The 10,735-nt window shown below is 66.4% G+C and carries 15 protein-coding genes; 10 read left to right on the forward strand and 5 right to left on the reverse strand.

The features are described from left to right. The first annotated feature begins 346 nt into the window (after positions 1 to 346). From rpmH to ABZ195_RS17065, 9 genes are all read left to right on the forward strand, one after another. Positions 347 to 490, forward strand: a complete 144-nt coding sequence (gene rpmH / locus ABZ195_RS17025) for a 50S ribosomal protein L34 (protein WP_149479713.1) — start codon at positions 347 to 349, stop codon at positions 488 to 490. A 32-nt stretch (positions 491 to 522) separates the two neighbouring features. Next, positions 523 to 882, forward strand: coding sequence for a ribonuclease P protein component (rnpA, locus tag ABZ195_RS17030; protein ID WP_355219682.1), 360 nt, complete (start codon positions 523 to 525; stop codon positions 880 to 882). Further along, complete coding sequence (gene yidD / locus ABZ195_RS17035) at positions 879 to 1,157, forward strand: membrane protein insertion efficiency factor YidD (RefSeq protein WP_355219683.1); 279 nt, start codon at positions 879 to 881, stop codon at positions 1,155 to 1,157. Before rnpA ends, yidD begins: the two co-directional genes overlap by 4 nt. After that, on the forward strand, positions 1,150 to 2,307 hold the full coding sequence (gene yidC, locus ABZ195_RS17040; RefSeq protein ID WP_355219685.1) for a membrane protein insertase YidC: 1,158 nt from the start codon (positions 1,150 to 1,152) through the stop codon (positions 2,305 to 2,307). The genes yidD and yidC overlap by 8 nt, the downstream gene beginning before the upstream one ends. Positions 2,308 to 2,376: 69 nt before the next feature. Then, positions 2,377 to 2,904 (forward strand): R3H domain-containing nucleic acid-binding protein, encoded by a 528-nt coding sequence (locus tag ABZ195_RS17045; RefSeq protein ID WP_355219687.1) that lies wholly within the window; start codon positions 2,377 to 2,379, stop codon positions 2,902 to 2,904. 56 nt (positions 2,905 to 2,960) lie between these two features. After that, positions 2,961 to 3,716: a 16S rRNA (guanine(527)-N(7))-methyltransferase RsmG gene (gene rsmG, locus ABZ195_RS17050; RefSeq protein ID WP_355219689.1), complete on the forward strand. Its 756-nt coding sequence runs from the start codon at positions 2,961 to 2,963 to the stop codon at positions 3,714 to 3,716. Next, positions 3,713 to 4,705: a ParA family protein gene (locus ABZ195_RS17055; RefSeq protein WP_355219691.1), complete on the forward strand. Its 993-nt coding sequence runs from the start codon at positions 3,713 to 3,715 to the stop codon at positions 4,703 to 4,705. The genes rsmG and ABZ195_RS17055 overlap by 4 nt, the downstream gene beginning before the upstream one ends. A gap of 25 nt (positions 4,706 to 4,730) precedes the next feature. Next, positions 4,731 to 5,741 (forward strand): ParB/RepB/Spo0J family partition protein, encoded by a 1,011-nt coding sequence (locus tag ABZ195_RS17060; RefSeq protein WP_355219693.1) that lies wholly within the window; start codon positions 4,731 to 4,733, stop codon positions 5,739 to 5,741. 219 nt (positions 5,742 to 5,960) lie between these two features. Next, complete coding sequence (locus ABZ195_RS17065) at positions 5,961 to 6,686, forward strand: acetyltransferase (RefSeq protein WP_355219695.1); 726 nt, start codon at positions 5,961 to 5,963, stop codon at positions 6,684 to 6,686. A gap of 31 nt (positions 6,687 to 6,717) precedes the next feature. Here ABZ195_RS17065 and ABZ195_RS17070 read toward each other — a convergent pair whose 3' ends face one another. The 4 genes from ABZ195_RS17070 to ABZ195_RS17085 form a co-directional block, all read right to left on the reverse strand. After that, positions 6,718 to 7,917 (reverse strand): N-acetylmuramoyl-L-alanine amidase, encoded by a 1,200-nt coding sequence (locus ABZ195_RS17070; protein ID WP_355219697.1) that lies wholly within the window; start codon positions 7,915 to 7,917, stop codon positions 6,718 to 6,720. A 96-nt stretch (positions 7,918 to 8,013) separates the two neighbouring features. Continuing rightward, complete coding sequence (gene trxA / locus ABZ195_RS17075; RefSeq protein WP_355219699.1) at positions 8,014 to 8,349, reverse strand: thioredoxin; 336 nt, start codon at positions 8,347 to 8,349, stop codon at positions 8,014 to 8,016. Positions 8,350 to 8,391: 42 nt separating this feature from the next. Then, entirely contained in the window at positions 8,392 to 9,342 is a 951-nt protein-coding gene (gene trxB, locus ABZ195_RS17080; RefSeq protein WP_355219701.1) for a thioredoxin-disulfide reductase, read from the reverse strand. Between the two features lie 81 nt (positions 9,343 to 9,423). Beyond that, positions 9,424 to 9,720, reverse strand: coding sequence for a hypothetical protein (locus tag ABZ195_RS17085; protein ID WP_355219703.1), 297 nt, complete (start codon positions 9,718 to 9,720; stop codon positions 9,424 to 9,426). A gap of 123 nt (positions 9,721 to 9,843) precedes the next feature. Between ABZ195_RS17085 and ABZ195_RS17090 the strand changes: the two genes are divergently transcribed. After that, on the forward strand, positions 9,844 to 10,155 hold the full coding sequence (locus tag ABZ195_RS17090) for a hypothetical protein (RefSeq protein ID WP_355219705.1): 312 nt from the start codon (positions 9,844 to 9,846) through the stop codon (positions 10,153 to 10,155). A 3-nt stretch (positions 10,156 to 10,158) separates the two neighbouring features. Here the strand turns inward: ABZ195_RS17090 and sigM are convergent, their stop codons facing one another. Next, positions 10,159 to 10,734: an RNA polymerase sigma factor SigM gene (gene sigM, locus ABZ195_RS17095; RefSeq protein WP_355219707.1), complete on the reverse strand. Its 576-nt coding sequence runs from the start codon at positions 10,732 to 10,734 to the stop codon at positions 10,159 to 10,161. Position 10,735 lies beyond the last annotated feature (1 nt).

A 10,735-nucleotide genomic window follows, 5' to 3' on the forward strand; every position in this document is an offset into this window, starting at 1 on the left:
GATGGCCTTGGCAGAAGCTAACAGGTTTATTGCCGGGTGCCAACAGTTCTGCAACATTGCGGGGACCGGTTGGCGGGCAGCGGATTCAATGGTGACAGGTGTGAACCGTGTGACGAAATCGGGACTCCGCTAGCAGCGGGAGAAGCAGGTTTGACCTAGGGAAATCTCGTCAGTACCCTCGAACAGTCGCCCGAACGTGGCGATACGGCTGCGACCCGGATCGTCGGGTTCACGCGCCGGAGCTAGCAAGCGGGACCAACGAAGCGTACGTACCGCGACTGCTTTCAGACGGACATGGTCACATGTGCGCGAGGGAAGTGGTCGCACACACTGAGGAGATACAGCCGTGGCCAAGGGCAAGCGGACGTTCCAGCCGAACAACCGGCGCCGTGCCAAGGTGCACGGTTTCCGCCTGCGCATGCGGACGCGCGCTGGTCGCGCCATCGTGTCGGGCCGGCGTAGCAAGGGCCGTCGCTCACTCACTGCGTGATCCTGCTCTAATCCGTAGCAGGGTGTAGACAGGTGCTTCCGGCTCAGTTCCGGATGACGAGATCGACCGACTTTGGCGTCACCGTCCGTCGTGGCGTACGAGCAGCGCAGCCCGACATCGTGGTGCACGCGCTGAAGTCCCAGGAAGAGACGAGCGAGTCGCCGAAGATCGGGCTGGTGGTCTCGAAGTCCGTCGGATCGGCCGTTGAGCGTCACCGTGTCTCCAGGGTGTTGCGGCATGTGGCTCGCGGCGTCCTCGAGAATTTGGGGCCAGGTGACAGGGTCGTGATTCGGGCCCTGCCGAGCAGCAACCGAGCGAAGACCTCTCGTCTCGGCGAAGAATTGCGGACCGCCATGCGTCGTGTGAACTCCGGCGCGGGAGCTAGGCGATGAGCGGGGGCCGGATCGCGCGTGCCGCAATCGCCCTCATCGAGCTCTACCGCAACATGATCTCTCCGTACCGGCCGCCATCGTGCCGGTTCACCCCGACGTGCAGTGAGTACGCCGTCGACGCACTCCGCGAGTTTGGCGTGGTGCGGGGGAGTTGGTTGTCTCTGGTGCGGCTGGCCAAATGCGGTCCGTGGCACCCAGGTGGATGGGATCCGATCCCGGAGCGCCGTGAGGTGGCACCAGATGCCACGACGCTGAGGAGCGATTCGTTTGTTTAATTGGTTCAGTCTCGACGTCATCTACTACCCGGTCTCCGCGATCATGTGGGTTTGGTACAAGGCGTTCGCCTTCGTCCTCGGCCCGGAGAACTTCTTCGCCTGGGGACTGACGGTCATGTTCCTGGTGTTCACCCTCCGCGCGATTCTGTACAAGCCCTTCGTCCGCCAGATCCGGACGACGCGTCAGATGCAGGAGTTGCAGCCACAGATCAAAGCGCTGCAGAAGAAGTACGGCAAGGATCGCCAGCGGATGGCGCTCGAGATGCAGAAGCTACAGAAGGAACACGGGTTCAACCCGATCCTGGGCTGTCTGCCGATGCTCGCGCAGATCCCAGTGTTCATCGGCCTCTACCACGTCCTGAACTCGTTCAACCGCACCCAGACCGGCTTCGGTCGGTTGGGACTCACGGTCGAGGAGAACCGGTCGCTCGGCAACTACGTCTTCAGTGCGACCGACGTCGGTCACTTCCTGGATGCCCATCTGTTCGGCGCCCCGCTCGGCGCCTCGATGATTCAGACCGTCGGCCTGGGCGCGTTCGAGGAGTTCAACCGCGCGGCGGTGATCGCCGTGGGTGTGCCGTTGATGATCCTGGCCGGCGTCGCCACGCACTTCAACAGCCGCGCGTCGGTGGCGCGCCAGAGCATCGAGGCGGCCGCGAACCCGCAGACCGCGATGATGAACAAGCTGGCGCTGTACGTGTTCCCACTCGGCGTGGTCGTCGGCGGTCCGTTCCTGCCGTTGGCCGTGATCCTCTACTGGGTGGCCAACAACATCTGGACCTACGGCCAGCAGCACTACGTCTTCGGCAAGATCGAGAAGGAAGAGGAACTCAAGAAGGAAGAGGACTTGGCGCGGCGCGCGTCCAACGCTCCAGCCCCGGGTTCCAAGCCCAAGCCGAAGGCCAAGCGCAAGGGCCCGCAGTCCGCTGCGGCCGACAACGCCGCGAAGGCGGCCGCCGAACGAGAGCTGACGGAGTCCGCGGGTCAGGACGTCGACTCCCTCGACGACGCGGTGACGGACGCCGGAACTCGACCGGTCGCCGGATCGGCGTCGTCGACGAACGGAAAGCCCGCCACGCCCAAGACCGGCAGTGTGGCCAACCGGGCTCCGAAGCGCGCCAACAACAGGCCCAAGAAACGACGGCCCTGACAAGAACCCGATTCAGTCCGACCCGTCGCGGCGGCTGATGGATGTCTAAGCACGGAGGTAAGGACGAAGATGACTGACGCTGATACAACCGAACGCACCGACGTCGAGGACGCGGCGCCCAAGGCGGAGAATCTGGAAGACCGCTTGGTCAACGAGGGGGAGATCGCCGGCGACTACCTCGAGGAGCTCCTGGATCTTCTCGACTTCGACGGGGACATCGATCTCGACGTGGAGGGTGACCGCGCCGTCGTCAGCATCGACGGCGGCAGCGACCTCGCGAAGTTGGTCGGTCGCAAGGGCGAGGTGCTCGACGCCCTTCAGGAGCTGACCCGGTTGGCGGTGCACCAGAAGACGGGTGAGCGCAGCCGGCTGATGTTGGACGTGGCGCACTGGCGCCGCGGGCGTCGTGACGAGTTGGCCGCTCTCGGAGACAAGATCGCCAAGAGGGTGCTCGCCAGTGGCGAGCGGGAAGAGCTAGCCCCGATGACCCCGTTCGAGCGGAAGATCGTTCACGACGCAGTGTCGGCGGTGGACGGGGTGCGGAGCGAGAGCGAGGGCGCGGAGCCGTCGCGCCGGGTCGTCGTGCTCCCCGCCTGATCCCCTGAGTTACATCCATGTAGTTCGGTCGGACGCCGTGGCGGCGGAAGCGGAGGATGTTTCACGTGAAACATGGTGAGGCACCGCCGGCACCACAAGCAGCCGCGGCGGTCTTCGGCGACCGGATGGACGTCGCGGCGGAGTACGCGGCGATCCTGGCGGGTGCCGGTATCGAGCGGGGTCTGATCGGCCCCGCAGAAGTCGACCGACTGTGGGATCGGCACATCCTCAACAGCGCCGCTATCGGCGAACTGGTCAACCCGGGGGAGCGGATCGCGGATGTCGGCAGTGGTGCCGGATTACCAGGCATCCCGTTGGCGCTCGCCCGCCCGGACACGAATGTGATTCTGGTCGAACCACTGTTGCGCCGGGCTGACTTTCTCTCGGAAGCCGTCGTTCTGCTCGGACTCCCCGTCACCGTGATCCGGGGTCGGGCCGAGGAGAAGTCGGTCCGTGAGGCGGCCGGGTCGATCGATGTGGTCACCTCCCGCGCCGTCGCTGCACTCGACAAGCTGACGCGCTGGTGTCTGCCGCTACTTCGCACGGATGGTCGGATGTTGGCGATGAAGGGTGAACGCGCGAGCGTCGAGGTCGAGGAACATCGACGTGCCTTGAGTTCATTGGGTGCGGTCGACATAAGGGTGATGGAATGTGGCGTGACCTACTTGACTCCGCCCGTAACCGTCGTCGTGGCGGTGAAGGGGAGTCGTCCCTCGGGGACGGGCCGAACCGGCGTTCCGCAACGGAGACCCGGGAGGTCTCAGGACCGACGAGCAACGCGGCCGGACGGCCCGACGAGGAGAAGCAAGTGAAGTTACGGCAGAACCGTGAGGCGAAGGCCGCCGCGGCGGAACCCCGCAATGTTTCACGTGAAACATGGTTACCACCGGCCGACGAAGCGTGGCAGGAACCGACGACCGCCGACACCCCGATCGGCGCCGAGGCTGAACGAGCCGTGCGCATTCTGCACAACGCCAAGGGTCAGCAACTGAGGCGCCCACCGCGTCAGCGCGTCTTCACGATCGCCAACCAAAAAGGTGGGGTCGGTAAGACGACCACGGCAGTCAACGTCGCCGCCGCCCTCGCACTGCAGGGCCTGAAGACTCTCGTCATCGACCTCGATCCCCAGGGCAATGCCAGCACGGCTCTTGGCATCGAGCACCGCCCCGGCACGCCGTCTTCCTATGAGGTGCTCATCGGCGAGATCACCCTCGAGTCGGCGTTGCAGCAGAGCCCGTACAACGAGCGCCTCTATTGCGTGCCCGCGACGATCGACTTGGCCGGCGCCGAGATCGAGCTCGTCAGCATGGTGGCCCGCGAAGGCCGGCTGCGCAACGCCCTCGCGACCCTGCAGGACTACGACTTCGACTACGTGTTCATCGACTGCCCGCCGTCGCTCGGGCTGCTGACGATCAACGCGCTCGTCGCTGCGCCCGAGGTGCTGATCCCTATCCAGTGTGAGTACTACGCGCTCGAGGGCGTAGGTCAGTTGCTACGCAACATCGAGATGGTGAAGGCCCACCTCAATCCCTTGCTCGACGTCACGACCGTGGTCCTGACGATGTATGACGGCCGCACGAAGCTGGCCGACCAGGTCGCCGATGACGTCCGAGCGCACTTCGGCGCGAAGGTCCTGCGGACCGTCATCCCGCGCAGTGTGAAGGTGTCCGAGGCACCTGGATACGGGATGACGATCCTCGAATATGACCCCGGGTCGCGCGGCGCGATGAGCTACCTCGACGCCAGCCGTGAGATCGCCGAGCGGGCGCACGGCCCCGCGCGCCCCCAGGATGGCCAATGACCGCCCTCGTGAACAGGAGAAGCGCATGACTCCGCCCCCCAAACGAACCGGTCTCGGTCGCGGACTCGCCTCCCTCATTCCGACCGGTCCCAGCGATGACAAGGGCAGCATGGGTCCCGCCATGGGGGCAGCGGCGGCCGACGTGATGTACGGCGGCGCACCCACTGCACCGGCCGGGACCACCTCGACAACCCCCGTCGAGCCCGTCGGCGACGTCGGTGCGGTGTACCGCGAGATCGATCCGGCTGCCATCGAACCCAATCCGAAGCAGCCGCGACAGGTCTTCGACGGTGAGGCGCTCGCCGAACTCGTTCACTCGATCCGCGAGTTCGGTCTGATGCAGCCGATCGTCGTGCGGGCCATGAACCCGGGGGAGGGGAGTCCCCGGTACCAGTTGGTCATGGGAGAGCGGCGCTGGCGGGCCGCACAGGAGGCTGGCCTGACGGCCATTCCCGCGATCGTGCGCGAGACCGCCGACGACAGCATGCTCCGCGACGCCCTGCTCGAGAACATCCACCGCGCGCAGTTGAACCCGTTGGAAGAGGCCGCGGCCTACCAACAGTTGCTCGAGGAGTTCGGCGTCACCCACGAGGAACTGGCCGTGCGGATCGGTCGGTCGCGGCCGGTCATCACCAACATGATTCGGTTGATGCGACTGCCGGTTGCGGTGCAGCGCCGGGTGGCGGCGGGTGTGTTGTCGGCAGGACACGCACGCGCCCTGCTGGCGTTGGAGAGCGGGCCGGAGAAGCAAGAGGAATTGGCGGCGCGGATCGTGGCCGAGGGCCTGTCGGTCCGTGCTACCGAGGAAGCCGTCACCCTGGCCAACCGGGACGGCGTGCCCGACGCGACGCCACCGCAGCGGCGCAAGCCGATCCAGATGCCGGGTCTGCAAGACGTTGCCGAACGACTGTCATCGGCCTTCGACACCCGGGTGTCGGTGAGTCTTGGCAAACGCAAGGGCAAGATCGTGGTCGAGTTCGGGTCGGTCGACGATCTGCAACGCATAGTCGACCTCATGAACGCTGCGAAGCCGTGACCCATCACAACGGGTAATTACGTCACTGTGACAAAGCGACGAGGCAAGATGCGGTTCGTCGTCGGGTGAAGGAGCAAAGGCCTTGCGCAGCAACATGATTCGATCCGGTACCTCCGCAGAGGTGCCGTCGGGACAGCGGATCGAGCCGGGCCCGCGGCGGCCTTCTATCCTGGAGGGGCAGTCACGTCCGGCTGACCGATTCGAAACGCGGGGTGTCTAGTGTCAGCACGAATCACGCCGCTGCGGCTCGAGGCGTTCGAGCAATTGCCCAAGCACGCGCGGCGCTGTGTCTTCTGGGAAGTGGATCCGACGACGCTGCCCGGTGACGACCACCTCGCCGACCCCGAATTCGAGAAGGAAGCGTGGCTCTCCATGGTCATGCTGGAGTGGGGTTCGTGCGGACAGATGGCCGTCGCATGCGAACCAGACCAAGCTGACTTCTCCGCGCCGGCCGCCAGTGGTGACGAACCGTGTTTGGGGTTTGCGTTCTACGCGCCTCCCCGCGCCGTGCCCCGCGCCGCCTTGTTCCCCACCGGCCCGGTCAGCGCCGACGCCGTATTGCTGACGACGGTCGGCGTCGAATCAGGGGACGACGGCGACGGTCTCACACGTGCGTTGATGGCCGCCGTCGTCGGAGATCTCGTGCGCCGCGGCGTCCGCGCGCTGGAGGCGTTCGGCCGCACGGCCGCCGCGGCCGAACTGACCGAACCACACCTGGTGTCGTCGAATCTGCGTTCGGCCATCCAGTCCCTCGGTGACTGCTCAGCCGAACAGTGCATCATCGACGCGGACTTCCTCGCCGACGTCGGCTTCGAGATCGTCGCTCCGCACGCGTACTTTCCGCGGATGCGGCTCGAACTCGAGCAGGGACTCGGCTGGAAGGCCGACGTGGAAGCCGCGCTGGAGCGGCTGCTGGTGAGTGCTCAGCTGCAGCAACCGGTGTGAGCCGGCGCGAGCCCTTGCCGGTGAACCGTCGTCAGGCTGGCGCGGCGCGGCCGGCGGCCTGTTCGACCGACCGTTCGTGCGCCAAGAGCTCGGCGAAGGTGAACGTGCCCGTCGGGCGATCGTTCTTGCCGAGCAGGTAGAGCCGCTTGACGGCGGCGAGGATGCCCTCGGACAGGGAATCCCGCACCGCAGCCGACACCAGCAGGTCGCGGTCGTGCGGATTGGTGATGTACCCGACGTCGATCTGTACGGTGGGCATCCGGGTCAGACGCAGCAGATCCCACGTTCGCCCATGGGTTCGGCAATCGCGTAAACCGGTGCGGGCCACCAGCTCCCGTTGCACGAAGTCGGCGAGATTGCGACCGATCGTCGACACCGAACCATGGGCGTTGCCGAAGTGGAATGATGCGACGCCGTTGGCGGGGGAGTCGGGCAGCGAGGCGCACCGCAGGCTGATCATCAGGTCCGCACCGACGGTGTTGGCGGTCGCGGCACGCTCGGCGTCGGAGAGGCTACGACCCACCGGCCGGGACAGGAACGTCTCCATGCCGATCGCCGTCATGCGACCTTCGAGCCGACTTGCCAAGTCCCACAAAATGTCTGCTTCGCTGATCGGTCCGTCCGGACCGTTCATGATGGGCCCGTGGTCGTCGCCACCGCGGCCCGGATCGATGATGATGCGCTTGCCGGACAACCGAGGGCCCGAGCGACGAACCAGCTCCTCCTCGCGGATCGCGTGCAATGAGCCGCCGGTGACCCGCGAACCCAGAAAGTACAAGGAGCGCAACGTCTCTGGTCCACAGATACCATCGGGGTACAGGCCGTATTCGCGCTGATAGGACATCAGACCGTTGTGCGTCTGCAGGCCGAAGTGCCCGTCGACGAGGTCGGTGTAGAAACCGAGGTCCTGGAGGCGGGCCTGCAACGTGGCGACGTCGTCGCCGTACATCGGCGCGCCGAACTGGTGGGCCAGGGTTCTGGCGCCGAGGCGGTAGGACGCCTCCTTCAGCGCGCGGTAGGTCGCCTCACCCACCACGCCGTCGACCAGAAGCCCACGGTGCTGCTGGAAGGCGCGCACCGAACGGTCGAGGTCTTCGTCGAAGACGTCGAACGCGACGTGCTTGCCAGTCACCAGATCGTCGTCCGGCCCGTCGATCAGGCCCAACGCGGCCAGCGCCGACCGAATCTCGACCACCGGGGCTCCCCGATCGCCGCGGCGCAGACTAGACATGACTAGAATTGTCGCAGACTGAGTCGCTAATGAAGAAACCTCCAGGCCAGTCGCAAGCCGGGTGTGTCCAATCCGGACGGGGCAGCGTAACCCCGATCAGACCACGTCGGACAGCTCGCGCAGCAGCGCCGCCTTGCCCTTGCTTCCCACGATGCGCTTCACCGGCTGACCGTCCTTGAACAGGATCAACGTGGGAATCGACACCACCTGGAAGTCGCGCGCGGTGCCGGGATTGGCGTCCACGTCGAGCTTGGCGACGGTCAGGGCGCCGGCCTTCTCGGCGGCGATCTCCTCGAGCACCGGGGCGATCATCTTGCACGGGCCGCACCAGGACGCCCAGAAGTCCACCAGGACGGGGGTGCTGCTGGTGAGGACGTCGTCGGAGAACGAATCGTCGGTCACGGCTACGGTCGCGCTGGTCTTGTCGCTCATGTGGTGCTCCTGTCTCAGAGGGTGGGCTGAAGGGGTGCTACGTCACCAGTTGTCGGCGATTTGATGGCCGGTGAGCCACCGTTCGACGTCGATCGCCGCCGCACAGCCGCTGCCGGCGGCGGTGATGGCTTGGCGGTACGTGTGGTCGACGAGGTCGCCGCAGGCGAACACCCCGTCGACGGAGGTGCTGGTGGTGCGACCCTTGACCTTGACGTAACCCTCGTCGTCCAGGTCGACCTTGCCGCTGACCAGACCCGAGCGGGGATCGTGCCCGACGGCGACGAACACGCCGGTCACCGCCAGCTTGGACTCCTCGCCGGTCGTGGTGTCGACCAAGCGCAGACCCGTCACCTTGGGCTCGCCCTCGACCTGTGTGACCGCGGTGTTGGTCATGAAGGTGATCTTCGGGTTGTCCTTGGCGCGGTCGAGCATGATCTTCGACGCGCGGAACTCGTCACGACGGTGGATGAGCGTCACGTGCTTGGCGAACTTGGTGAGGAAGATCGCCTCCTCCATGGCCGAGTCGCCACCGCCGACGACGGCGATGTCCTGGTCGCGGAAGAAGAAGCCGTCGCAGGTTGCGCACGTGCTGACGCCGGTCCCGATGCGTTCCATCTCGCCGGGGACGCCGAGCTGACGGGCGGCAGCACCCATCGCCAGGATGACCGCCTTGGCCTGGAACGTCTCGTCGCCGACGGTGACCGTCTTGACCGGACCGTCCAGGTCCACCTCGTCCACGTCCTCCATGCGGAGGTCTGCCCCGAAGCGCAGAGCCTGCTCGCGCATCTCCTCCATCAACGCGGGGCCGGTGATGCCCTCACGGAAGCCGGGGTAGTTCTCCACCTCGGTGGTCGTCATCAAGGCGCCGCCGAACTGCACACCTTCGAAGACCAACGGAGTCAGCTGCGCGCGCGCGGCGTACACGGCCGCGGTGTATCCAGCAGGACCCGAGCCGATGATGATCAGGTCGTGAACGGTGTTCGAGGAAGTCATGTCCGCCTTTCTGCGTACGCCTATAACACCAGCGTAGGCCCGCATGTTCCAGCCCTGGTTCCGGGACGGCCCGAGCCGTCGTCAGTGCGGGCGTGACGAGCGCCTGGGCCATCGCCTGCGGGTCGGCGGGGGTGCCGCACGCAGTGCCTCGCTGATCCGGGCCATGACGTCGTCGGGCACCTCCGCCGCCGAGGCGGCGTCGACGCCCAGGGCGGCCAGGTCGCGCCGGACTCGGTCCAGACCGGCCATCGCGGCCTTGACCTCCGGGTCGGTCCTGGCCCGCTGCCTCAACCGCGCCGCCGTCGCGTCGTCCAGCAGCCCGGCGCCCAGGTCGGCGAGGAGGTCGACCGTCACGTATTCGTCGGCGTCGCCGTGCACCCGACCAGTCTCGCACCGGCCGGCGACGCCGGAGGCTGGGAATGACCTTTCGCTAGGCTGTGGACAAGAGGATGCTGGGGGTGCGGCCAGGATCTGGTGGCACGACAGCGCGAACGAGGCGACATGAGCAATCTCCGTCGACTACTGGCGACCGGCGTCTTCGGACTCGTGACGGGGTCGGGGCTACTCGCCGTCGGCGTGGCCAGCACCCCGCCGTCGGACCTGCTGGCCTGCGACATGAACATCGTTCCGTACGACCCCTACCACCAGACCTGTGGCATTCCGAATCAGATTCCGACGGCCCCGGGCCAGGCCCCGGGCGCGGGAGCGATCATCGCGTGCCGCGGCATCCCGGGCTGCTTGTCCCAGGCGGTCAACGGACCGCAGTTCGTGGCGGTACCTCAACCAGACACCAGGGTCCGTCAGTCGCGGTAGTCGCTAGGGGCGAACGGTCGGTGCCGGGTCGTCGAGGTACTCCAGGGTCTTGGCCAACTTCGCCCGCGCCCGCGAGCAGCGACTCTTCACGGTGCCCTCGGGCACACCCAGAAGGCGGGCGGTCTCGGCGACCGAATACCCCTGCATGTCCACAGCGACGACGACGGCCCGTTGTTCGAGGGGCAGCCGCATCAACGCGCGCTCGACGACGAGCACCGTGTCGACGCGCGACGTCGGGTCACCGAAGTGGCAGACCTCGTCATCCAGCGGAGTGACCGGATGAATCTTGTTGCGCCGCAGGCGGTCTAGGCACGCGTTGACGACGATGCGGTAGAGCCAGCTGCTCACCGACGCGTCGTAGCGGAATGACGGCGCCTTGCTGTGAGCCTTGAGCATGGCATCCTGCAGCGCGTCCTTGGCGTCCTCCGGATTGCGGCTGGTGATCAGGGCCAGCCGATGGAGCTGCCGACGGTGCCGGTGGAAGAGTTCCTCGAAGGCATAGCGGTCACCGCCGACGTGCGCCACGAGCAACTCGGCGTCCGTCCGCCCGCCGCCGGTGATCCCCCCGAAAGTCCCCACA

The sequence above is a fragment of the Mycobacterium sp. NPDC006124 genome (genome assembly GCF_040614235.1).
In the GTDB taxonomy this organism is placed as follows: domain Bacteria; phylum Actinomycetota; class Actinomycetes; order Mycobacteriales; family Mycobacteriaceae; genus Mycobacterium.